Origin of the sequence: Aquitalea denitrificans, from assembly GCF_009856625.1 — a bacterium.
GTDB classification, from domain to species: Bacteria; Pseudomonadota; Gammaproteobacteria; order Burkholderiales; family Chromobacteriaceae; genus Aquitalea; species Aquitalea denitrificans.
Genome location: NZ_CP047241.1, coordinates 2,968,856 through 2,992,344, shown reverse-complemented (window position 1 = coordinate 2,992,344; position 23,489 = coordinate 2,968,856). Strand labels below are relative to the sequence as shown.

At 60.5% G+C, this 23,489-nt stretch carries 19 protein-coding genes; 15 read left to right on the top strand and 4 right to left on the bottom strand.

Features of this window, described 5'->3' with window-relative positions:
• Window positions 1-31 precede the first annotated feature (31 nt).
• The gene (locus GSR16_RS13605) at window positions 32-901 is read right to left on the bottom strand and encodes a serine hydrolase (RefSeq protein WP_159878253.1); all 870 of its coding nucleotides are present in this window, start codon (window positions 899-901) and stop codon (window positions 32-34) included.
• A 234-nt stretch (window positions 902-1,135) separates the two neighbouring features.
• On the opposite strand from GSR16_RS13605, the gene uvrB reads away from it, so the two are divergent.
• Complete coding sequence (uvrB, locus tag GSR16_RS13600; RefSeq protein WP_159878251.1) at window positions 1,136-3,148, top strand: excinuclease ABC subunit UvrB; 2,013 nt, start codon at window positions 1,136-1,138, stop codon at window positions 3,146-3,148.
• Between the two features lie 75 nt (window positions 3,149-3,223).
• Here the strand turns inward: uvrB and GSR16_RS13595 are convergent, their stop codons facing one another.
• On the bottom strand, window positions 3,224-4,207 hold the full coding sequence (locus GSR16_RS13595) for a bile acid:sodium symporter family protein (protein ID WP_159878249.1): 984 nt from the start codon (window positions 4,205-4,207) through the stop codon (window positions 3,224-3,226).
• A 99-nt stretch (window positions 4,208-4,306) separates the two neighbouring features.
• On the opposite strand from GSR16_RS13595, the gene GSR16_RS13590 reads away from it, so the two are divergent.
• From GSR16_RS13590 to fliJ, 14 genes are all read left to right on the top strand, one after another.
• Complete coding sequence (locus tag GSR16_RS13590) at window positions 4,307-5,254, top strand: LysR family transcriptional regulator (protein ID WP_159878247.1); 948 nt, start codon at window positions 4,307-4,309, stop codon at window positions 5,252-5,254.
• A 97-nt stretch (window positions 5,255-5,351) separates the two neighbouring features.
• Window positions 5,352-5,957, top strand: coding sequence for a hypothetical protein (locus GSR16_RS13585; RefSeq protein ID WP_159878245.1), 606 nt, complete (start codon window positions 5,352-5,354; stop codon window positions 5,955-5,957).
• A 290-nt stretch (window positions 5,958-6,247) separates the two neighbouring features.
• A complete protein-coding gene (locus GSR16_RS13580; protein ID WP_159878243.1) occupies window positions 6,248-10,426 on the top strand; it encodes a sensor domain-containing protein in 4,179 nt (1,392 codons plus the stop codon).
• Window positions 10,427-10,449: 23 nt separating this feature from the next.
• The gene (locus tag GSR16_RS13575; protein WP_159878241.1) at window positions 10,450-11,226 is read left to right on the top strand and encodes a substrate-binding periplasmic protein; all 777 of its coding nucleotides are present in this window, start codon (window positions 10,450-10,452) and stop codon (window positions 11,224-11,226) included.
• 92 nt (window positions 11,227-11,318) lie between these two features.
• Window positions 11,319-12,317: a 23S rRNA (adenine(1618)-N(6))-methyltransferase RlmF gene (gene rlmF, locus GSR16_RS13570; RefSeq protein ID WP_159878239.1), complete on the top strand. Its 999-nt coding sequence runs from the start codon at window positions 11,319-11,321 to the stop codon at window positions 12,315-12,317.
• An 86-nt stretch (window positions 12,318-12,403) separates the two neighbouring features.
• Window positions 12,404-12,901, top strand: a complete 498-nt coding sequence (locus GSR16_RS13565; RefSeq protein ID WP_240902488.1) for a low molecular weight protein-tyrosine-phosphatase — start codon at window positions 12,404-12,406, stop codon at window positions 12,899-12,901.
• A gap of 82 nt (window positions 12,902-12,983) precedes the next feature.
• Window positions 12,984-13,673, top strand: coding sequence for a chemotaxis protein CheB (locus tag GSR16_RS13560; RefSeq protein WP_159878237.1), 690 nt, complete (start codon window positions 12,984-12,986; stop codon window positions 13,671-13,673).
• A 9-nt stretch (window positions 13,674-13,682) separates the two neighbouring features.
• Window positions 13,683-15,056, top strand: coding sequence for a sigma-54-dependent transcriptional regulator (locus GSR16_RS13555; protein WP_159878235.1), 1,374 nt, complete (start codon window positions 13,683-13,685; stop codon window positions 15,054-15,056).
• Window positions 15,057-15,058: 2 nt separating this feature from the next.
• Complete coding sequence (fliE, locus tag GSR16_RS13550) at window positions 15,059-15,379, top strand: flagellar hook-basal body complex protein FliE (protein ID WP_159878233.1); 321 nt, start codon at window positions 15,059-15,061, stop codon at window positions 15,377-15,379.
• Between the two features lie 62 nt (window positions 15,380-15,441).
• Window positions 15,442-17,199 carry a flagellar basal-body MS-ring/collar protein FliF gene (gene fliF, locus GSR16_RS13545; RefSeq protein WP_159878231.1) on the top strand — a complete coding sequence of 586 codons (1,758 nt, stop codon included), beginning with the start codon at window positions 15,442-15,444 and terminating at the stop codon, window positions 17,197-17,199.
• Window positions 17,192-18,190, top strand: coding sequence for a flagellar motor switch protein FliG (fliG, locus tag GSR16_RS13540; protein WP_059286226.1), 999 nt, complete (start codon window positions 17,192-17,194; stop codon window positions 18,188-18,190). Before fliF ends, fliG begins: the two co-directional genes overlap by 8 nt.
• Window positions 18,180-18,983 (top strand): FliH/SctL family protein, encoded by an 804-nt coding sequence (locus GSR16_RS13535; RefSeq protein WP_240902487.1) that lies wholly within the window; start codon window positions 18,180-18,182, stop codon window positions 18,981-18,983. Before fliG ends, GSR16_RS13535 begins: the two co-directional genes overlap by 11 nt.
• Complete coding sequence (gene fliI / locus GSR16_RS13530; protein ID WP_159878227.1) at window positions 18,967-20,358, top strand: flagellar protein export ATPase FliI; 1,392 nt, start codon at window positions 18,967-18,969, stop codon at window positions 20,356-20,358. The genes GSR16_RS13535 and fliI overlap by 17 nt, the downstream gene beginning before the upstream one ends.
• A gap of 11 nt (window positions 20,359-20,369) precedes the next feature.
• A complete protein-coding gene (fliJ, locus tag GSR16_RS13525; protein WP_159878225.1) occupies window positions 20,370-20,819 on the top strand; it encodes a flagellar export protein FliJ in 450 nt (149 codons plus the stop codon).
• Window positions 20,820-20,841: 22 nt separating this feature from the next.
• Here the strand turns inward: fliJ and GSR16_RS13520 are convergent, their stop codons facing one another.
• On the bottom strand, window positions 20,842-21,882 hold the full coding sequence (locus GSR16_RS13520; RefSeq protein WP_159878223.1) for an ABC transporter ATP-binding protein: 1,041 nt from the start codon (window positions 21,880-21,882) through the stop codon (window positions 20,842-20,844).
• A complete protein-coding gene (locus tag GSR16_RS13515) occupies window positions 21,879-23,486 on the bottom strand; it encodes an ABC transporter permease (protein ID WP_159878221.1) in 1,608 nt (535 codons plus the stop codon). Before GSR16_RS13515 ends, GSR16_RS13520 begins: the two co-directional genes overlap by 4 nt.
• Between the last annotated feature and the right edge of the window lie 3 nt (window positions 23,487-23,489).

Below are 23,489 nucleotides of genomic sequence, written 5' to 3'. Positions count from 1 at the left end.
TTGCCCGGCCCTGTGTCTGTGCCTGCAGGGTTCAACCTGCCAGCCAGTTGCCCGGATGGGCCTCCAGCCAGGTCTTGATGCTGCGTGCATCGTTGACGCGGGCGGAATTGCCGCCTGCGGCCAGCAACACGATGATCAGCGGCTGCGAGCCCACGGTGGTTTGCATCACCATGCAGCGGCCGGCTTCCTGGATGTAGCCGGTTTTCTGGATGCTGATATCCCAGTTGCCCTCGCGCACCAGCGCATTGCTGTTGCGATATTGCAGCACACGGTTGCGTACCGAGACAATCTGGTGATCCGGCGTGGTGGTGAAGGCGCGGATCAGCGGGTAGTTGTGCGCGGCTTTCACCATGCGCGCCAGATCATGCGCGGTGGAAGTGTTGCGCAGGTCCAGGCCGGTGGGGTCGTAGAACACCGATTCGTTCATGCCCAGGCTGCGCGCCTTCTTGTTCATGCGCTCGACAAAGGCGGCGGTGCCACCAGGCAGGGCGGTGCGGGCCAGCGTGGCGGCGGCACGGTTTTCCGAGGACATCAGCGCCAGCAACAGCATTTCCTTGCGCGGCAGCGTGGTGCCCACGGCCAGGCGCGAGGTAGTGTTCTTCAGGCGGTCGATCTCGGCATCGGAAACTGAAACTTCCTGATCCAGTGACACGCCGGAGTCCAGCAGCACCATTGCCGTCATCAGCTTGGTGATGGAGGCAATGGGCATGCGCTGGTGAATGTTCTTTTCGTACAGCGGCTCGCCGGTATTGCCATTGAGCACCAGAACCGAATGGGAATTCAGGCGCGGTACGGCATGGTCGGCCATCTGACTGGCAACCATAACGCCAGGCGGCGGCGCAGCCACTGCCGGCATCGCCAGGGCGGCGGAAACCAGCAGGGCGGCAAATTTTCTCAGCATAAGAGATACACTCCCGTGTCTTGTCAGTGGAGATACAGCCTGTCAGAAAACATGCTTACATCATGTTGATGTGCAAGGATTCTTCATCTCGGCTCGTGATCGGGTTGCTTACATTTTAAACAATGTTTTGCCATTACGGCAGGCAATTTGCAGATAAATTCTGTTGTGCGCCGGGAGTGAGTTCTACGCGTTATCGGCGTAAAATCGACCGACTTGAACCTGCTCAGAAAAGCCATGCTGCTTACATTTCCGGATAGCCCGTTTCGCCTGCACCAGCCCTTCGCCCCGGCTGGCGACCAGCCCGCCGCCATTGCCCAGCTGGTAGAGGGGCTGGAAGACGGCCTGTCCTACCAGACCCTGCTGGGGGTCACCGGTTCCGGCAAGACCTTCACCATGGCCAATGTCATTGCCCGTACCGGCCGGCCGGCCATCATCATGGCGCACAACAAGACGCTGGCAGCGCAGTTGTATAGTGAGATGCGCGAGTTTTTCCCGGAAAATGCGGTCGAGTATTTTGTCTCCTATTACGATTATTACCAGCCAGAAGCCTACGTCCCCAGCCGCGATCTGTTCATTGAAAAAGACTCCAGCATCAATGAACACATCGAGCAGATGCGACTGTCGGCCACCAAATCCATTCTTGAGCGGCCTGACTGCATCATCGTGGCCACGGTGTCGGCCATTTACGGTATTGGTGACCCCTCCGACTACCATCAGATGATCCTGCATCTGAAGGAAGGCGAAAGCACGCCCCAGCGCAGCATCATCAGCCGCCTGACCACCATGCAGTACGACCGCAATGATGTGGATTTCGGCCGCGGCACCTTCCGCGTGCGCGGTGATGTAATTGACATCTTCCCGGCTGAAAGCAGCGATACCGCCTTGCGGGTCAGCCTGTTCGATGATGAAGTGGAAACGCTTACCCTGTTTGATCCGTTGACAGGCGTCACCAAACAGCGGGTGGGCCGCTACACCGTGTTTCCGTCCAGCCACTATGTGACGCCGCGCGACACCGTGCTCAAGGCTTGCGAAAAGATCAAGCTGGAGCTGGCCGAACGCATCCAGTGGTATCAGAAGGAAGGCAAGCTGGTGGAGGCACAGCGCATCGAGCAGCGCACCCGCTTTGACCTGGAAATGTTGTACGAGATGGGCTTTTGCAAGGGTATCGAAAACTACTCGCGCCATTTTTCCGGCCGGGCACCGGGCGATGCCCCGCCGACGCTGATCGACTACCTGCCCAAGAACGCCTTGATGTTCATCGACGAATCGCATGTCACCGTGCCGCAGGTGGGGGCAATGTACAAGGGCGATGCCGCGCGCAAGAGCAATCTGGTGGACTACGCCTTCCGCCTGCCGTCCGCGGTGGATAACCGGCCATTGAAGTTCCACGAATTCGAACAGCTGATGCCGCAAACCATCTTTGTTTCCGCCACCCCGGCTGCGTATGAGAAAGAACACGCCGGTCAGGTGGTGGAGCAGGTGGTGCGTCCTACCGGCCTGGTAGACCCGGTGATCGAAATCCGCCCGGTGGCCACCCAGGTGGACGACTTGCTGTCGGAAATCCGCTTGCGCATGGACCTGGGCGAGCGGGTGCTGGTGACCACGCTGACCAAGCGCATGGCCGAACAGCTGGCCGACTACTACACCGAGCACGGTATCAAGGTGCGCTATCTGCACAGCGACATCGACACCGTGGAACGGGTGGAAATCATCCGCGACCTGCGCCTGGGCATGTTCGACGTGCTGATCGGCATCAACCTGTTGCGCGAGGGGCTGGATATTCCGGAGGTCAGCCTGGTGGCCATTCTGGATGCCGACAAGGAAGGCTTCCTGCGCTCGGACCGCTCGCTGATCCAGACCATCGGCCGTGCCGCGCGTAACCTCAACGGCAAAGCACTGCTGTACGCCGACCGCATCACCGACTCCATGCGCCGTGCCATGGACGAAACCGAACGCCGCCGCGCCAAGCAGCTGGCTTTCAATGCCGAGCACGGCATTGTGCCGCAGGGCATCAACAAGAAGATCAAGGACATCATCGACGGCGTCTACAGCGTGGAAGACCAGCGCAAGAAACTGGTGGATGAAGCCAAAGTGGCGATGATGGATGAAAAGACGCTGGCCAAGGAAATCAAACGGCTGGAGAAGGAAATGATGGAAGCAGCGCGCAATCTGGAGTTCGAAAAAGCTGCGCATGTGCGCGACGAACTGAAGGCGCTGAAGGAAAAAATGTTTATCGGCGACTTGTAAGTAAACCAGGCCACGCGGCAACAAGCCCCCTCCGACATGGCGTCGGCGGGGGCTTTTCTATTGGGAAGCAGCGGGTCAGGCCGGCTGACTGGCCGCCTGTGCTGCCAACTGCTGCTTGCGATAGCGCTGGGCCAGTACCGCGCAGGTCATCAGCTGGATCTGATGAAACAGCATCAAGGGCAACACGATGGAGCCGATGGGGTGGCCGGCAAACAGCACCTTGGCCATCGGCACGCCGCTGGCCAGGCTCTTTTTCGAGCCGCAAAACACGATGGTGATCTGGTCGGCACGGTCAAAACCCAGCTTGCGGCTGGAGTAGGCAGTCAGCCCCAGCAGGATGGCCAGCAGCAGGCCGCACACCACCAGCAGGCCCAGCAAGGATTGCGGCGGGGTTTGCTGCCACAGGCCGGTAATCACCGCCGCACTGAAGGCGGTGTACACCACCAGCAGGATGGAGCCCTGGTCCACATAGCGCAGCAGCGGCTTGTGCTTGTCCACCCAGCCGCCAATCCAGCGGCGGGCAATCTGCCCGGCAATAAAGGGCAGCAGCAGTTGCAACACGATGTCGGTGATGGAGCCCATGCCCTGATCGCTGCCGTGATGGCTGATCACCAGCATGCCCACCAGCAAGGGCGTGATGAAAATGCCGAAGATATTGGACGCAGTGGCGCTGCAGATGGCCGCAGGGATATTGCCTTGCGCCATCGAGGTAAAGGCAATCGACGATTGCACCGTGGACGGCAGCATGCACAGGTAGAGCACACCCAGGTACAGCTCTGGAGTCACCAGCGGGCCCAGCAGCGGCTTGAGCGCCAGTCCCAGCACGGGAAACAGTACAAAAGTGCAGGCCATCACCGTCAGGTGCAGCTTCCAGTGGGTGGCACCGGCAATCACGGCCTCGCGCGACAGCTTGGCCCCGTGCAGGAAAAACAGCAGGCCGATGGCCAGGGTGGTGATCAGGTTCATGGCCTGTGCCACCTCGCCCTGACAGGGCAGCAGGCTGGCCAGGGTGACCGTGGCAATCAGCGCCAGGGTGAAGGAGTCGATCATTTTCAGCATGGGAACACCGTCTTGCAGCAAGGAAACATGCTTGCTATTGAAACCTGAATTAATTCAGACTACAAATTGATTTATCAGATCAATACATGATTATTTTTTATGAATATCAGTTTGCGTCAGCTGCAAGTGTTTCGGGCCGTGGCCCGTCTGCGTAGCTTCAGCCGTGCCGGTGATGAAATCGGCCTTACCCAGCCGGCGGTCAGCCGCTGCATCCGCGAGCTGGAAGCCGAGCTGGGCATGCGCCTGTTGGACCGCACCACGCGCGAGGTGGCGCTGACCGCCGCCGGCCTGCGTTTTGCCGGTCAACTGGCTCGTTTGCTGGACGAATTGCAGCTGCTGCTGGAAGAGGCGCGCAAGGAGGGTGAACAGGCCCACGGCACCGTGCACATCGCCAGCAGCCCCACCTTGTCGGCCAGCCTGATGCCGGATTTGCTGGCACAATGCGCGCGGCAGTTTCCGCATATCAGGCCGGTATTGCACGACCAGGTGCAGCGCTTGAACGTGGAGAGCGTACGCAGCGGCGAGGTGGATTTCGGCATCGTGGTGGAACCGGGGGAGGTGGATGATCTGGAATGCCTACCCTTGCTGGATGACGGCTTCTGGCTGATCTGTCGCGACGATCATCTGCTGGCCGCGCTGCCTGCCGTGTCATGGCAGCAACTGGAAGGCTTGCCGCTGGTGTTGCTGGATTACAGCTCCGGCAGCCGCCCCATCATCGACCGCATTCTGGCCGCCCAGGGCGTGCGCTGCCCGGTGGCGCAGCAGCTGGGCCATTCCAGCTCGGTCTTTCAGATGGTGCAGGCCGGCATCGGCATCAGCGTATCGCCGGGACTGGCGCTGCCGCTGCCAGCCGGCAGCCGGCTGACGGTAAGACCGCTGCTGCCGGAACAGCGCCGCAACATCATGCTGATCCGCCGCCGTCAGCGTTCGCTGTCACCAGTGGCCGAGCGGCTGTGGCAGCTGGCGCTGCAACTGGGGCCGCAATTGCAGGCCATTGCCAGCCAGCATGGTGCTGCCAGCCAAGGCCCGCTAGCCTGGGCTGGGTGATTACGCCAAGCGGCAGCAGGTGTTTTCTGCTAGCCTGCCGGCACTTTCCGCCGGTCCTGTGACTGGTACTGATTCCGCTATTTTCCGGATATTCCTGATGAACAAGACCCTGCGCCCGCTGGCGCTGCTGTTGGGGCTGCTGTGTGGCAGCAGCCATGCCGACGAAACCATCGTGCTGTTCCGCCATGCCGAAAAACCGGCGGCCGGTCTGGGGCAGCTTAGCTGTCAGGGCCTTAACCGCGCGTTGGCCCTGCCGGCGGTGTTGCAGCGCAAGTTTGATCGCCCGGCAGCCCTGTTTGCACCCAATCCCGGCGTGCGCAAGAAAGACGGCGGTATCGAATACAACTATATCCGTCCGCTGGCTACCATTGAGCCCACCGCCATCCGCCTTGGCATGCCGGTGAATGTCGATTTCGGGCTGGATGATCTGGCCGCACTGCAGACTGCCATCACCCAGCCGGCGTACCGGGATGCCACCGTGTTGGTGGCCTGGGAGCACCGTCTGGTGGCAAAGCTGGCCGGGCAGCTGCTGGGCGCTTACGGTGCCGATGCTGCCCAGGTGCCGGCATGGCATTACAGTGATTTCGATAGCCTGTATGTCATTACCCTGCATCGGCAAGACGGGCAGACCAGAGCCAGCTTCCGCGTAGAGCAGCAGGGGCTCAATCAGCAGCCCGCCCGCTGTCCGGGCACGGAAAACTAGGTAACAAAGGGTATTTCAGCCAGCATGTTGAGAAATCACCATAGTGTGCAGACTGTGTCGCGGACTGTGGCAAGGCCAGGTCTGGTCCATGTATATGTAGATTCAGGCTGTTTCCGGCAATGGAAGGCTTGGCAGTTTTCTGTTATCTACTACCGTTGAAGAATATTCTGTTTGATTTTGCCGTTGTATCTTGTTGTGTTTGCGGTTTTTCTGGTAGTCGATTTTTGCCTGATAATGGCTGTATCGGCTTTTTCTTACCGTATCTTCAGTGAGGCAAGGCTGTCGCCGGTATGGTCGCTCCTGCTCGAACCCGCTTCATCCGGCTGGTGGTCGCCGCCTATTGCGTGCTGGCCCTGCTGTGGATCCTGTTGTCGGACAGCTTGCTCTCCTTGCTGGCTGATGCCGACACCATGGTGCAGTTGTCGACCTGGAAAGGCGTCGTCTTTGTCCTGATGACGGCGGTGATGCTGTATTTTTCACTGCGCGCAGTGCCCGCTGCCGAACACAACCCGGCTGCCGGTTTGCTGGAAAGCTGGTCGGAGCGTATGTCGCGCGACCGTATTCCGGCCTGGCTGGCCTATCTGTTCTCCTTTCTTGCTACCGTGGCCGTGCTGGGGCTGCGTCATCTGTTGCCGATGAGCGTATATGAGCGGCCCATGCTCATCATGTTCATGTTTCCCATCATCCTGAGTGCCTTGCTGGGTGGTATCGGTCCAGGCTTGCTGGCAACGGTGCTGACGGTTGCCGGCATCGACCTGCTGGCATCCCCGCACTTTCACAGTGCGGCAGCCGAGCCGGCCTTTGCTTTGCAATGGGGGTTTCTTGGCCTGTGCGGAATTACCGTCAGCCTGTTCAGCGGTTTGCTGCGCGGGTTGTCCGAGCGCAACGAGACACACCGCAGCCTGCTGGATGCGGTTGTCAGTGGTACTTCCGATGCCGTCTTCGTCAAGGACCGGCAGGGCCGCTACCTGATGGTGAACGAGGCAGCGGCCCGCTTTGTCGGGCGCGCAGCCGCCGACATCATCGGCCAGGATGACCGCGCCTTGTTTGATGCTGACTCTGCCGCGGCCCTGATGGCGGGAGACGATGCCATCATGAAGGCTGGCAAGCTGCATGCCGCCGAGGAGTATCTGCGCTTGCAGGATGGGGCGGAAATGGTGTTCCAGGTCAGCAAGGGTCCGGTATTCGGTATGGACGGGCAGGTTGTCGGTTTGTTTGGCATCTCGCGTGATATCACCCGGCAACAGCAGGATCAGCAGCGACTGCAGCAAAATGAAGCCGATTTGCGCGCAGCACAGCGCATGGCCGGTATTGGCAACTGGAGTTGGGATGTTGTGCACGACCGGCACGAGTGGTCGAGCGAGATCTATTGCATTTATGGCCGTGCAGCGGATTTGCCGCCGGCAGTGTATCCAGAAGTAGCCAGCTACTTTACGCCGGAAAGCTGGGCCAGCCTGTCAGCGCTGGTGGAGCAGTGCCTGCAGGATGGCAAGTCCTACCAGTGTGATGCCGAGGTGATCCGCCCTGATGGTGAGCGCCGCTGGATTACCGCCCGTGGCGAAGCATTGTGCGATGCAGAAGGCCGGGTACAGCGTTTGCAAGGCACGGTGCAGGACATCAGTGAACGTATGCGGCTGACCATGCAGATACGCAGCAGCGAACGCCGTTTGCAGCAGGTGGTGGAAGCCACCAGCGATGGTTTCTGGGACTGGGATCTGCGCACCGGCTATGTGTATCGCTCGGCACGCTATTACACCCTTACCGGCTACCGGCCGGAAGACGATACCCATGATGTCCAGTTTTTCCGCCAGTTGCTGCTCAGTGATGACGTGGCTATCTGGCAGCAGGCGCTGAATGCCCACCTGCGAGGGGAAACTGCCCAGATGGAGTTTGATGTCCGGCTGATTACCCGTAGTGGGGAATTGCGCTGGATCCGCGTGCGGGGCCGGGCCGTGGAGCGCGGTGATAGCGGCGAAGTACTACGCCTGGTCGGCACCCTGTCTGATATCACCGAGCGGCGCCGGCTGGATGAAGATCTCCACCTGGTATTGAACGAAGCCGGCGATGCAATTTGGATAGCTGATGAAAACGGTCGCTATCTGTTTGCCAACCCTTCGGCCTGCCGCATGACAGGGCACAGCCAGAGCCAGTTACTGCAAATGCATATTGTCGACCTGTTGGCACCATCCAGTCTGGTTGTATTGCCAAGCCACCTGCGCGCACTGGAGGAGCAGCGCTTCATCCGAAGCGAATGGGAGCTGAACCGGGTGGATGGCAGCGTTGTGGTGGCCGAACTCACCACCGTACGCATGCAGGATGGCCGCTATATGGCATTTGGCCGCGACCTGACGGAAAAAAAGGCAGCGGAGCGCACTCTGCAGTCGCGCGAACAGCAACTGGCACGGGTAATCGAGGGCTCCGACCAAGGCTATTGGGACTGGAATGTCCAGACCGACGATTTCCAGGTCAGCCTGCGCTGGAAAGCCATGCTGGGCTATGAGCCGGATGCCATGGACATCACGCGGCAGGTGTGGCTGTCCCATATTCATCCCGAAGACCTGCCGCTGGTGGAAGACACCATGCAGCGCCATCTTGATGGCCTGACACCGGCCTATGAAATGGAAATGCGCTGCAAAAGCCTGCGCGGCGGATGGCGCTGGATACTGTCGCGCGGCAGGGTGGTGGAGCGGGACGAAAATGGCCAGCCACTGATGATGTCTGGCACCCATACCGACATTACCGAACACAAGATCCACGCGCTGGCGCAAAAAGAAGCGGCCATCGTGTTCGACAGCAGCTACGAAGGCATCATGGTGGTATCGCCAGCCCGGCGCATCACCAAGGTCAATACGGCCTTTACCCGCATTACCGGCTTTGCCGAGAACGAAGCCCTGGGCCAGTCTCCCGGCATACTGTCATCCGGCCAGCATGGCCCCGGTTTCTATCAGGAAATGTGGTCCATGGTGCGCCAGCACGACTTCTGGCGTGGCGAAATATGGAACCGGCGCAAGAATGGCGATCTTTACGCCGAGCTGCTGTCCATCTCGGTAGTGCGTGACCAGTTTGGCCAGATCCAGCACTACATCGGGATATTCTCCGACATCACCCAGCTCAAGGCGCATGAGGCCGAGCTGAACCGCATTGCCAATTACGACCCGCTCACCGGTGTACCCAACCGGCGCTTGCTGTCAGACCGGCTGGAGCAAGCCCTCACCCGCAGCCGGCGCAAGGGGCAGACCTGCGCCGTATGCTTTCTCGACCTGGACGGGTTCAAGACCGTCAACGATTTGCATGGGCACGAATCCGGCGATCAATTGCTGATTGCCGTGACCGAACGGCTCAAGGGCGTGCTGCGGGCGGATGACACCCTGGCACGGCTGGGCGGAGACGAGTTTGTGCTGCTGCTGTCCGATCTGGATGGCAGTGACGAATGCATTCCCATCCTGGACCGGGTGCTCAGTGCCGTCAGCCAGGAAGTCATTATCGACAAGGCCTGCATCAGTACCAGTGCCAGCGTCGGCGTCACCCTGTATCCGCAGGATGATGCCGACGCGGACACCCTGCTGCGCCATGCCGACCAGGCCATGTACCAGGCTAAGGAGGCCGGCAAAAACCGCTATCAACTGTTCGACCCGGAAAGCGACCGCAAGGCGCAGCTGCACCGGCGCACGCTGGAATCGCTGGGTCGGGCTTTGCAACAACAGCAATTCCTGCTGTACTACCAGCCCAAGGTGGATCTGACCGATGGCCGGGTGATCGGCGTGGAAGCCCTCATTCGCTGGCGGCATCCGGAACGCGGCTTGCTGGCCCCGGCCGATTTCCTGCCTGCCCTGCAAAACAGCGAGCTGGAAGTGACATTCGGCCGCTGGGTGCTAGAGGAAAGCATGGCGCAGGCAGCGCGCTGGCAGGAAGACAGCATGGCAATGGCCATCAGCGTCAATATCAGTGCCAATTACCTGTTGCACCCGGATTTCTACAGCCACCTGCAGCAGGTGATGCAGCGTCATCCCGTCGTCAACCCGGCCCAGCTGGAACTGGAAGTACTGGAGTCGGCAGCGTTGGATGACATGGAAGAAGCCTTGCGCGTGATGCAGCAATGCCGGGCGCTGGGAGTGCACTTTGCGCTGGATGATTTTGGTACCGGCTACTCTTCGCTCACCTATCTGCGCAAGCTGCCGCTGGACACGCTGAAAATCGACCAGAGCTTTGTGTTGGGAATGCTGGATGATGCCGATGACCTGGGTATCGTGGCCGGTGTCATCCAGCTGGCAACCGTATTCAAGCGGCAGGTCATTGCCGAAGGGGTGGAAACCTTGGAGCATGGGGCCGCCCTGCGGCAAATGGGCTGCAGCCAGGTGCAGGGCTATGGCATTGCAGCGCCGATGCCGGCTGCAGCACTGTCCGCGTGGGCAAGCCAATGGCAGCAGCAAGGGGTATGGCAACAACTTGGCGATGGGCCGTCCATCTGATCATGGTGGCAAGGGCAGGGGAAATGATAACAAGACAGACCCTTTTTCTAGGTATCTGCTGTCTGCTGGGCAGCCTGCCGGTACTGGCGGTTACCGGAAGCGGTGGCCGGGCCGTGATTCTGCAGATCGGCTTTGGCAGCAACAAACCACCTTATGTGTTCGAATCCGAGCGGCGCGGACTGGAGGTCGACATCATCGTGGCCGCCGCTCGGCGTGCCGGCATGGATGTTCAACCTTTCTTCGCACCCATGGAGCGCCTGCAGAGCATGCTGCAGCAGGGCAGGCTGGACGGCATTGCCACTACCAACCCCTACAGCCAGCTCAAGGCCTTTTTTTCCCAGCCTTATCTGGAGTATCACAATGTGGCGGTGGCCCTGACACAGCGCAAGCTGGTGCTGAACGATATCAGCGATCTGTCACGCTATTCGGTCAGTACCTTCCAGCGTGCCCGGCAGTTGCTGGGACCGCAGTTCGAAGCCATGGCCAATGCCAACTCGCGCTATCGCGAAGAGGGCGACCAGCAAGTGCGCAATCTGCTGCTTTATGCTGGCCGGGTCGACGTGATTGTCGGCGATTGGCGCATCATCAGCTATTTCAACCAGCAATTGCCGGCAGAGCTGGTGGCGCGCCAGCCGGTCACCGTATATCGCCTGTTTCCAGCTACCCCTTACCAGATGGCTTTCCGTTATCAATGGCAGCGCGACAATTTTGATCGAGGACTGGAGTTGCTGCGCAAGAGTGGCGGCTATCATGAAATCGAATCCCGTTACGAAAATACCCCGGCAGCTCCCCGTCCCTGAAACCATGCCGGGGATAGCGTGGGCCGGACAGCATGGCGGAATGCTGGCACAATGCCGGCTTTTCGCCGTTTCCCCGCCGTCAAGGAGCCCGCATGCAAGCCAAGCCGCATGCACACGCCAAGCCCGCCGCCGCCCGCTTGCATCCGCGTAACCGCCATCAGGGTCAGTATGACTTTTCCGCACTGATTGCCGTCTGCCCGGCACTCAAGCCCCACGTCAAAGCCAATGCCCATGGCCAGCCCAGCATTGACTTTGCCCGACCGCAGGCGGTGAAACTGCTTAACCAGGCGCTGCTGGCGCAGCTCTACGGCATTCAGGGCTGGGATATTCCACCCGGTTATCTGTGCCCGCCCATTCCGGGGCGTGCCGATTACATCCATTGCATTGCCGATCTACTGGCTGGCTGCCAGCAAGGCCGGCTGCCACAAGGCCCGGCCATCCGCCTGCTGGACATCGGTACCGGGGCTAATCTGGTTTATCCACTGCTGGCGCATGCCGAGTATGGCTGGGACTGCGTCGGTGCCGACATCGACAAACCGGCGCTAGCCAATGCCCAGACCATTCTGCAGGCCAACCCGCGCTTTGCCGCGCATGTGGAATTACGCCACCAGCCCCGCGCCGATGCCATGTTTGCCGGCATTATCCGCCCCGGCGAGCGGTTTGATGTCACGGTATGCAACCCACCCTTCCATGCTTCGCGCGCAGATGCCGCGGCGGGTAGCCAGCGCAAATGGCGCCAGTTGGGCAAGCAGGATGACAAACGGGGCGGGCGCAATCCGCTGCTGAATTTTGGTGGGCAGCAGCAGGAGCTGTGCTACCCCGGGGGCGAACGCGCCTTTGTGGCGGCAATGATTGCCCAAAGCACGCGTTTTGCCCGCCAGTGCTGCTGGTTTACCAGCCTGTTATCCAGTTCCGACAGCCTGCCCGCCCTGCAGCACGCCTTGCGTGAGGCTGGTGTGCGGCAAAGCCGGGTAGTGCAAATGGCCCAGGGACAAAAGCGCAGCCGTCTGCTGGCCTGGAGCTTTCTGGAGCAGGCCGGCCAGCAGGCATGGGCTGCGCGTCATTGGCAGGAAGACAGCACTGGCGGTTAACTGGTTTATGCTGCAAGCCAGATTGGTTTATGTTGAAGGGATGACGGACCTCCACGGTGGAGCCCGCAAGGCAAGAGCAGGAAAACATGAACAAGCAATTCGCTATCCTGATGGTTTGCATGGGAAACATCTGCCGCTCACCCACGGCTGAAGGCGTGCTGCGCACCCGTCTGCAGCAGGCCGGTCTGGATGGGCTGGTCGGCGTGGATTCGGCAGGCACACACGCCTACCATCTGGGAGAAGCACCCGACCCGCGCAGCTGCCGCGCTGCCGACAAGCGTGGCTATGACCTCTCGCTGCAACGTGCACGCCAGGTCAGCGCTGTGGATTTTGAGCGCTTCGACCTGATCCTGGCGGCGGACCGCCATAATATGACCGCCCTGCGGGCCATGCGCCCTCCGACGAGCCGGGCACAGTTGGATTACATCCTGGCCCCGTTGGGCAAAGAGCCGCCACAGGAAGTACCCGACCCGTATTATGGTGGCCCGCATGGTTTCGATCTGGTATTGGATCTGATCGAAGCCGCCAGCGATGGCTGGATCAGCCAGTTGAAACAATGGGGAATATCACAGCCGGCAGGCTGATTGTATTGGCATAATGCTGGTGTGGGCTTAAGCTAGGCACCCGGATACGGCTGCGACTGCAGTAAAAATTGCAAGGAAACAAATGGGACAGTTTTCGCGGGAACCAATGGCACCAATGGAAGTGGTACCCAGTCACAGCGCCGATGTCATTTTGCCGCGCCAGACCGGTCGTACGCCGCTGGCACGCCAGACTGTCATCGTGGTGGGTTCGTCCACTGGCGGAACCGAGGCGCTGCGGATCCTGCTCAGTGCGCTGCCGGCCAGCATGCCGCCCATCCTCGTTACCCAGCACATGCCGGAACTGTTTACCAAATCCTTTGCTGCCCGGCTGGATTCATTGTGCCAGCTGCATGTAAAGGAGGCGGAAGACGGCGAGCGCCTGCAACCCGGCACGGTTTATATTGCCCCCGGTCACTCGCACCTGCTGCTCAAGTCAGCTCCCACCATAGGCTATGCCACCTCCCTGCACAGTGGACCGCCGGTCAACCGCCACCGGCCATCGGTTGATGTGTTGTTCCGTTCTGCGGCCAATCTGGCTGGCAAGAACTGCATCGGCATCATTCTCACCGGCATGGGGCGTGATGGTGCCTTGGGCATGCTGGAGCTGAAAGAGGCCGGGGCCTATAACATTGCTCAGGATGAGGCCAGCTGCGTGGTATTCGGCATGCCCAAGGAAGCGATTGCCCTGAAGGGCAATCACGAAGTATTGCCCCTGACCTCCATTGCCAGCCGCCTGGTGGCACTGGTCGCCCAACGTCAGCCAACCGTATAAGAAGAACCGATGAAGTTGCCCATTCTTGTCGTCGAAGACGACGCCGATCTGCGTGAAGCCATAATCGACACCCTCAGCCTGGCTGGTTATCCCACGCTGGAAGCCGGTGACGGCAGTGCCGCTTTACTGCAGTTGAAGAAAACCCCGGTGGGGTTGATCATCTCCGATGCCCAGATGGTCCCGATGGATGGCTACAGCCTGTTCGAAGAGGTAAAAATTCGTTATCCCGGCGTGCCTTTCATCCTGATGACGGCCTACGGCATCATCGAGCGCGCCATTGCCTTGTTGCGCGCCGGAGCCACCCACTATCTGCTCAAGCCGTTCGAACCGGCCAGCCTGATTGCCGAAGTGGAAAAGCACATCCTCAAGCTGCCCGAAGGCGAGCGCGACGAAGCCGTAGCCGAATCACCGCAAATGCGCCAGTTGCTGGCGCTGGCCAGCCGCGTGGCCGGCAGCGATGCCAGCGTGATGATTACCGGCCCCAGCGGCGCGGGCAAGGAAGTGCTGGCGCGTTATATTCATCGGCACTCCAAGCGGCACGATGGTCCCTTCGTGGCGGTGAACTGTGCCGCCATTCCGGACAATTTGCTGGAATCCACGCTGTTCGGCCATGAAAAAGGTGCTTTTACCGGTGCCGCACAGGCCTTGCCAGGCAAGTTCGAACAGGCGCAGGGCGGTACCATCCTGCTGGATGAAGTCACCGAAATGCCCATGTCCTTGCAAGCCAAACTGTTGCGGGTGCTGCAGGAGCGCGAAGTGGAGCGGGTGGGCAGCACCCGCACCATCAAGCTGGATATCCGCGTACTGGCTACCTCCAACCGTGATGTCGCCGCCGAGGTGGACGCCGGGCGTTTCCGCGAAGACCTGTATTTCCGCCTGAATGTTTTCCCGCTACGCATCCCGGCGCTGTGCGAGCGGCGCGAGGACATCCTGCCGCTGGCACGGCTTGTGCTTACCAAGTACGCTGAAGCGGCCGGACGTTCCGGATTGAGCCTCTCCGAAGAGGCGGAACGTCAATTGACGGCCTATAGTTGGGAAGGTAACATCCGCGAATTGGAAAATGTCATGCAGCGGGCGGTGATTCTTGCCGCCGGGCCGGCAATTCTTGCCGCCGACCTGCTGCTGGATGATGTTTCCGGTTCGACACCGCTTACCCGGACAGAAACCACAGTCCCGCCTATCATGACGGCAGAGTCCGACATGAAAACGCTGGAAAAACGTCATATTCTGGATACACTGGCAGCAGTGGGGGGAGTCAAGAAACTCGCTGCTGAAAAACTGGGCATCAGTGAACGCACCTTGCGCTACAAACTGCAGCGCTACCGCGAAGAAGATGGCCAGGACGAGGATCCGGATGACCTGGACGTACGTAGTACGGAGTAGCCATGTCGATTAATAATGTAGACCAGATGTTGAGCGAGCTGCGGGCCGCATCGGCCCTGGCTGGCGGAAAGCCTGCCACGCAGTCGCAGGACGCGTCGCAAGTTGACTTTGCCGATGTTCTCAAATCAACGATTGAGCAGGTGAATTCTGCTCAGCAAACTTCGCAGGAAATGCAGAAGCAGTTCGAGTTGGGAGACGAGGGGGTTAACCTGCAGGACGTGATGGTCTCCTTGCAGAAAGCCAGCCTGTCGTTCCAGACCATGGTCCAGGCGCGCAACAAGCTGGTGTCCGCCTATCAGGAAATCATGAATACCCAGGTATAGCCTGGCCGCCACCATATCCTTATGCTGCCGGCAGTGGCTGTGCCTGAAACTAAAACCACTGTATGGCTGATCTGGCAGAACAAAACGCAACTCCTGTTTGGCGAACCCGGCTCAACGATGCTTCCGAGCGTTTCAAGTCGCTTCCCAACAATAAAAAAATCCTCTTCCTGGTGGCTCTGGCCGCCATTTTCTCTGTCATTGTCGGCGCTGCGGTGCTGAATCGGCAGCCCAGTTACAAAATCCTGTTTTCCAATATTGCCGACCGCGATGGCGGTCAGGTGACCGCTGCGCTGCAGCAGATGAACATTCCCTACCAGTTGGGTGATGGCGGTACCGTGTCTGTTCCGGCTGACAAGGTGTACGACGCACGTCTACGTCTTGCCGCCCAGGGCCTGCCCAAGGCGGGTGGGGTGGGTTTCGAACTGATGGACAACCAGAAGTTCGGCATCAGCCAGTTTGCCGAGCAGGTTAACTACCAGCGCGCCATCGAGGGCGAACTGGCACGTACCATCGAAGCCATCGGCTCGGTGGAAACCGCCCGTATTCATATTGCCATTCCCAAGCAAAGCGTGTTCGTGCGCGACCAGCAGCAGCCGACGGCCTCGGTGATGCTCAATCTGTTCCGCGGTCGTACTCTGGATCAGGGCCAGGTAGCCGGTATCGTGCATCTGGTATCCAGTGCTGTACCCAATCTGCCGGTGAAGAATGTCACGGTGGTGGATCAGGACGGCAATATGCTGTCCAAGCTGTCCGACAAGGACACCGCGGGCATGGATCAGACTCAGCTGGGCTATGTACGTCAGGTGGAAGATGGCTACGTCAAGCGCATCGAAAGCATTCTTGAGCCCATTTTCGGTCAGGGTAATATTCACGCCCAGGTTACGGCGAATGTGGATTTCTCCGAAGTAGAACAGACTTCAGAAAGCTATCGCCCCAACTCCACGCCCAATCCGTCCGCCACCCGCAGCCAGCAAATCGTGGAGCGACTGGGCAGTGGTGCCGGTAATGCCGGTGGCGTGCCGGGCGCATTGTCCAACCAGCCACCGTCGTCTGCATCGGCTCCCATCACCCTGCCGCCTGGCGCGGCCCCCGGTACCGCCACCCTGTCCGGGCAGGCCATGGGGCAGTCCGGTGCACTGGAGCGTGACATCACCACCAATTACGAGGTGGACAAGACCATCCAGCACACCAAGATGCCGCAAGGGGTGGTGAAGCGTCTGTCTGCTGCCGTGGTGGTGAACTACCGCAAGATGCCGGACAAGAACGGCGAGGTGAAGCCAACACCGTTGACGGCCCAGGAAATCCAGCAGATCAACAATCTGGTCAAGGAAACCATGGGTTACAACAATCAGCGTGGGGATACGCTGAATGTGGTGAATGCTGCCTTTGCCGATGCCGCAGTGCCGGTGACCATGCAGGAAAAAGTTACCGATTACCTGACCAATAATGCGTCCAGCCTGATCAAGTACGCTCTGCTCACCATTGCCGTGCTGTATTTGCTGTTTGGTGTGGTGCGGCCTATCGTCAAGGATCTGGTCAAACCGCAGGATGCCGTCAAGAAAGGCCCGGATGGCAAGCCGCTTACCGATGCCGGTGGCCGCCTGCTGGCCGTGGCGGACGACGACGAGGGGGGGGGCGCGAGTGCCGCCGCCGGTGGCAAGGGTGCTGCGGCTACGCACGCAGATGGCACACCGGAAAATCCGAAGGATGCCCAGATGCGTCAGTACAACCTGAATCTGGAAGCTGCGCGCGAGCTGGTGAAGTCTGATCCGCGTATGGCCGCCCAGATCATCAAGGAATGGATAAGCTCCGATGAGTGATAACGGCGTTCACCGCAGTGCGGTCCTGCTGTTCAGCCTGGGGCAGGCCGAAGCGGTGGAAGTGTTCAAGTACCTGGGCCCCAAGGAAGTGCAGAAGATTTCGCTGGCCATGGCGGCCATCAATAATCTGAGCTACGACCAGATCGACGATATTGTCGGCAAGTTCCGCGAGGAGTGTGCGGCACGGGCCAGCATTGGCGCTTCCGACGAATACCTGCGCAATGTGCTGATCGAAGCGCTGGGTCCGGACAAGGCGGCCAACCTGCTGGACAAGATCATGCAGGGCAACGATCACAGCGGTATCGAAAGCCTGAAGTGGATGGACCCGTCCTCCGCGGCCGATCTGATCCGCCACGAACACCCGCAGATCATTGCCACCATTCTGGTGCATCTGGAGCCGGACCTGTCCAGCTCCATCCTGGCCTTCTTCCCGGAGCGGCTGCGCAACGAGGTGCTGATCCGTACCGCCACCCTGGAAGGGGTACAGCCACAAGCCCTGCGCGAGCTCAACGATGTGCTCACCCAGCTGTTGTCCGGTTCGGACCGTATCAAGAAGAGCGCATCCGGCGGTATCAGTCTCACTGCGGAAATCCTCAACTTCATGGGTTCCAATGTGGAAGGTTCTGCGCTCAACTACATTCGGGAATACGACCCGGAACTGGCGCAGCGTATTCAGGACAAGATGTTCGTGTTCGAAAATATCCTCGACATCGACGATCGCTCCATTCAGACCATTCTGCGCGAAGTGCAGTCCGACTCGCTGGTGGTGGCACTCAAGGGCACCAGTGCCGAGCTCAAGGACAAGATCTTCCGCAATATGTCGCAGCGTGCTGCCGAAATGCTGCGCGACGATCTGGAATCCAAAGGACCGGTCAAACTGTCCGAAGTGGAAGCCGAGCAGAAGGAAATCCTCAAGGTGGTCCGCAAGCTGGCCGACGATGGTCAGATCGTGCTAGGCAGCAAGGGTGGTGACGAAGGCCTTGTCGAATAATCCCATTATTCCGGGCGAGCAACTGGATGGCTGGCAAAGCTGGATACCGGCCGAGCTCACCCAGAACGACGGCAGTTTCAGCCCGACCCAACTGGCCGGGCTGGATGCTCTGCGCCGACACCTGGAGCAGGCACCGACGGTGGCGGATGCCGAGTTGGCCGCGTCTGCCGAAGCAGCAGAGGAAGCCATCGAACCGGATGTCGAACCGGCAGCTGCATCCGGCTATCCCACTGCTTCCGAACTGGAAGCCATTCATCAGGAAGCCTGGCAAACCGGCTACGACGAAGGCGTACAGGCAGGCCATGCCGAAGGTCTGGCACAAGGACTGCAGCAAGGACATGATCAAGCTGCCGTGCAGTTTGCCCAGCTGTGGACGCCGCTGCAGGAAATGTCAGCCAGTTTTGCCCGCGAACTGGGACGGGTGGAAGAAGAACTGGCTACTTCCCTGCTGACGTTGGCGGTGCAGATGGCCGAGCGCCTGGCCGCAGAGCAATTGCTGCAAAGTGAAAGCGCCATTATTGCCCAGTTGCGCCAGGTGCTGAATGAATTGCCCGCCACCATGAGCCAGGCGCGTTTGCGGGTGAATCCGGCTGATCTGGACGCCGTGCGCCAGTTCCTGCAGCAGGAAACACCGGAAACCCAGTGGCAGTGGATTGAAGATCCGCACATCCAGCGCGGTGGCTGCATCATCGATACTGCTGCCTTGCAGCTGGATCTGCGCCTGTCGGCGCGCGTGGCAGCGCTGCGCAGTGCCATGGGGCTGGAAGCCACATCCGATGACCACACTGATTGATAGACAGCGTCATTTTCTGAGCGACTGTACCCGTGCGGCACGGGAGGCACCGCTGTGGCAGCCCTGTGGCCGCCTGTTGCGGGTAACCGGCATGGTGATGGAAGCCACCGGCATCAAGCTGCCGGTGGGCAGCGCTTGCCAGGTGGAGCTGGCAGACAACCATGTGGTGGAAGCTGAAGTGGTCGGTTTTTCCGGCGACAGGGTTTTCCTGATGCCGCTGGCCAATGTGCATGGCCTGCTGCCCGGTACGCCGGTACGGCCATTGGCACCATCCCATCCTCCTTGTTATGGCCAGAATGTCGTCTCGGCCCGCGTCAATGGCCCGGCAGGCCGCCAGGTACCGGTGGGCGAAAGCCTGCTGGGGCGCATTCTCGACTCGCTGGGCCGTCCGCTGGACGGCAAGGGGCCCATCCATCCCGAAGCCTATTTTCCTCTGCACAGCCAGCCGATGAACCCGCTGGACCGCTCGCCGGTCAAGCAGGTGCTGGATGTCGGTGTGCGCGCCATCAACGGTCTGCTGACAGTGGGGCGTGGACAGCGGCTGGGCCTGTTTGCCGGATCCGGTGTCGGCAAGTCGGTATTGCTGGGCATGATGGCGCGCTTCACCCGTGCCGATGTGGTGGTGGTGGGGCTGATTGGCGAGCGGGGGCGCGAGGTCAAGGACTTCATCGAAAACATTCTGGGCGAGGAGGGCATCGCCCGTGCCGTGGTGGTGGCGGCCCCCGCCGACATGCCGCCGCTGATGCGTCTGCACGGTGCCGCCTACGCCACCGCTCTGGCCGAGTACTTTCGCGCCCAGGGCAAGGACGTGCTGCTGCTGATGGATTCGGTTACCCGTTACGCGATGGCGCAGCGGGAAATCGCACTGGCCATTGGCGAACCGCCGGTCACCAAGGGCTATCCGCCTTCGGTGTTTGCCCGCCTGCCGCAATTGATTGAACGTGCCGGCAATGCTGCCAATGGTGGTGGCTCCATTACCGGTTTCTATACCGTTCTATCCGAAGGCGATGACCAGCAGGACCCGATTGCCGACTCGGCGCGGGCCATTCTGGATGGTCACTTCGTGCTGTCGCGCGAGCTGGCCGAGGCCGGCCACTATCCAGCCATCGATATCGAACAGTCGATCAGCCGCGTGATGGTGGACGTGGTGCCATCCAAGCAGATGGACCAGGCACGCTATTTCAAGCAACTGTACTCACGCTACCAGCGCAATCGTGACCTGATCAGCGTCGGTGCCTACGTGCCAGGGTCGGACCCGGTGCTGGACGAAGCCATGCGCCGCCAACTGCAGATGACCAGCTTCCTCACCCAGCCCATGCACGAATCGCAGGACTACACCACCAGCCAGCTGCAGCTGGAAAGTGTGCTGGCATAGGCATTTAGGCCATGGCGCAAAGCAAATACACCTTTTTGATCAAGCTGGCCGAGGACAAGCAGGCGGCAGCAGCCGAGCGCATGCGCCAGGCGCAGGCCAAGCTGCTGGATGCGATGAGCCGGCAGGAGCAACTGGAAAATTTCCGTGGTGAATACCGCGAACGGCTGACTTCCGGCGGTATGAAGGGGATGAGTATTGCCCAGTGGCAGGATTTCCAGAAATTCCTTGGCCGGCTGGACGAGGCCGTGCGCATCCAGCAAGGTGATGCCGAGTTTGCCAAGCAACGCTTCATCATGGAGCGCCAGGCCTGGCGTAACGAGCACAAGAAGCTCAAGGCTTATGAGAAGCTGCTGGAACGCGAGCACGAGCGCGAACAGCTGGCTCAGGCACGCCGCGAACAGAAAACGACGGATGAATTTGCCACCCGTCGCTTCTGGGATCAGACCCACGGCGACGATTAGCCGTCCTGGTCTGACATCGGACTCAGGCTGACAGCAGGTGCGCCCGTCCCTGGATCGCCAGTCCCACCGTAGTGCCATGCGCGGGCAGCGCCCAACTGCTGGTACGCAATTGCAGTAGTTTGTCCACTCCCGGCAGTTGCAGGCTCAACAGACTGTCATGTCCGCCAAAATCACATTCCACCACCCGGGCCTGCGCCGTCAGTTCCGGACTGTTGTCAGGCAGCAGGGTCAGTTGTTCCGGGCGCAGCATGATGCGTGCGTCGCCGCTGAACTGGGTATTATCGACCACGACTCGGCCCAGTGCGCAGCTTGCCCTGCCGGCATGGATGTGGGCGGGCAGAATGACGGCCTCTCCCAGAAACAGCGCCGTGGCCTCATCCACCGGCTGGCTGTACAGCTGCTGCGGGCTACCGGCCTGAACCAGCCGGCCCTGACGCATGACGGCCAGTTGGTCGGCAAAGGACAGTGCTTCGGCCTGATCGTGCGTCACCAGAATGGCGGTGATGCCAGCCTCGCCCAGCAACTTGGCCACCATTTTGCGCATGGCGGCGCGCAGCCCGGTATCCAGTGCCGAGAAAGGCTCATCCAGCAGCATCAGTTGCGGTTGCTGCGCCAGGGCTCGGGCCAGGGCGATGCGTTGTTGCTGGCCCCCGGACAGCTCGTGTGGCCAGCGCGACAGCATGGTTGCATCCAGCGCCACCATTTCCACCAGCTCGGCAATGCGCCGGGTGCGTTCTTGTCCCTTGAGTGTCAGCCCAAAGCCGATATTATCGGCCACCGTCAGATGGGGAAACAGTGCGCCATCTTGCGCCACGTAGCCAATGCCACGCAGGTGAGCAGGCAGGATGCGTCCGTCAGCGGCAAAAGTCTTGCCGTTCAGGCTGATGCTGCCCTGGTCGGGATGTTCGAAGCCGGCAATCATGCGCAGCAGGGTGGTCTTGCCCGAGCCGGAAGGGCCGACAATGGCCACGCGGCTGGCTGCCGTGCAGCTCAGGGATACATCCTGTACCGCCTGTGTGGTGCCGTAGTGTTTGCTCAGGTGTTGCAGGTGCAGGGAAGTCATCGTCCGGCACTCCGTTTGGAATGATCATGCAAAAGCCAGGTCAGTGGCAGCGATAGCAGCACCATCAGCAGCGCATAAGGTGCCGCCATGATGTAGTCGATTTCGCTGGTCATGGCCCAGAAGCCGGTTGCCAGCGTGCGCGTGCCATTAGGGGCCAGCAGCAGGGTGGCGGTCAGCTCGTTGCTGATGGCCAGAAACACCATTGCCATGCCGGCTGCCGCGCCGGGGGCGGCCAGGCGCAGTGTTACCCGCCATAGTGCCTGGCTGGGGGTGCTGCCCAGGCTGCGGGCGGCATTTTCCAGCTCGGTGGGGGCCTGGGCAATGCCGGCGCGCAGGCTGACCAGTGCCCGGGGCAGGAACATCAGCAGATAAGCCAGCAGGATGGTGAATACGGTCTGGTACAGCGGGCGGGCAAAGTTGATGGTGATGGTGACCAGCGCCAGCGCCGTAACAATGCCAGGCAAGGCGCTGGTGATGTAGTTGCAACCTTCCTGCAGCCTTTGCAGCTTGCTGGGCGCGCGGATAGACAGCCATGCCAGTGGAATGGCTGCCAGCACGGTCAGTACCGCTCCCAGCGCCCCGAACAGCATGGTCTGCTGCAATGCCGGCCACAGGCTGTCGTTATTCCATGCGGCCAAACCGCCTTCCCATAGCCAGTGGCCCAGAGTGATCAGCGGTACGCCCAGCGTCAGGGCTGCACTCAGCAGGCATAGCAGCAGCGCGGGCAGGGTCCAGCGCCATCCCAGGCGTACTGGCGCGCTGTTGCGAGCCGAGCCGGTCCCCAGTCTTGCATAGCGGGCATTACCGCGTGTACCCGCCTCCAGCCACAGTAGCGCCAGACAGCACAGCGCCAGTACGCCGGCCAGCATATTGGCTGCCGGGCCATTAAAACTGGACTGGAACTGGTCGAAGATGGCGGTGGTGAAGGTATCGAAGCGCAGCATGGCGTACAGGCCGTATTCGGCCAGCAGGTGCAGGCTGACCAGCAAGGTACCTCCCCATATCGCCAGCTTGAGTTGCGGCATGGTTACCCGACGGAATACAGCCCAGGGGCTCAGCCCCAGCGAAGCAGCGCTGTCTTCCAGAGCCGGATCCATGCGGCGCAGGGCCGCCGAGGCGGGAAGGTAGATAAACGGGAAATAGGCTATTACCGATAGCAATACCGCCGCACTCAGTCCGTTAAAGGCGGGTAGCAGGCTGATCCAGGCATAACTGTGGACAAAGGCAGGCACCGCCAGCGGAGTGATGGCCAGCACCGACCAGATGCGCCGCCCCGGCAGATTGCTGCGTTCGGTCAGCCAGGCCATGGCGATGCCCACAGCCACACATAGCGGCACAGTAATCAGCATCAGCATGCTAGTGTTAAGCAGCAACTCGCCGACGCGTGGCCGGAAAACCAGCTGGACAACGTTATCCCAGCCGGTTTGCAGCGAAACGGCGATGATGAAGGCCAGTGGCAACAGTGCCAGCACGGAAACCAGCAGCGAGCTGGCCTGCAGCCAGGCCGGCAACTGCCTGCCCGGCAGGCGCAGGCCAGCGGGCAGGATGGTGTTGCTTGTTGTCGGCAACTGCCCGTCAGAAACGGGAGAGTGCGATGTGCTCATGGC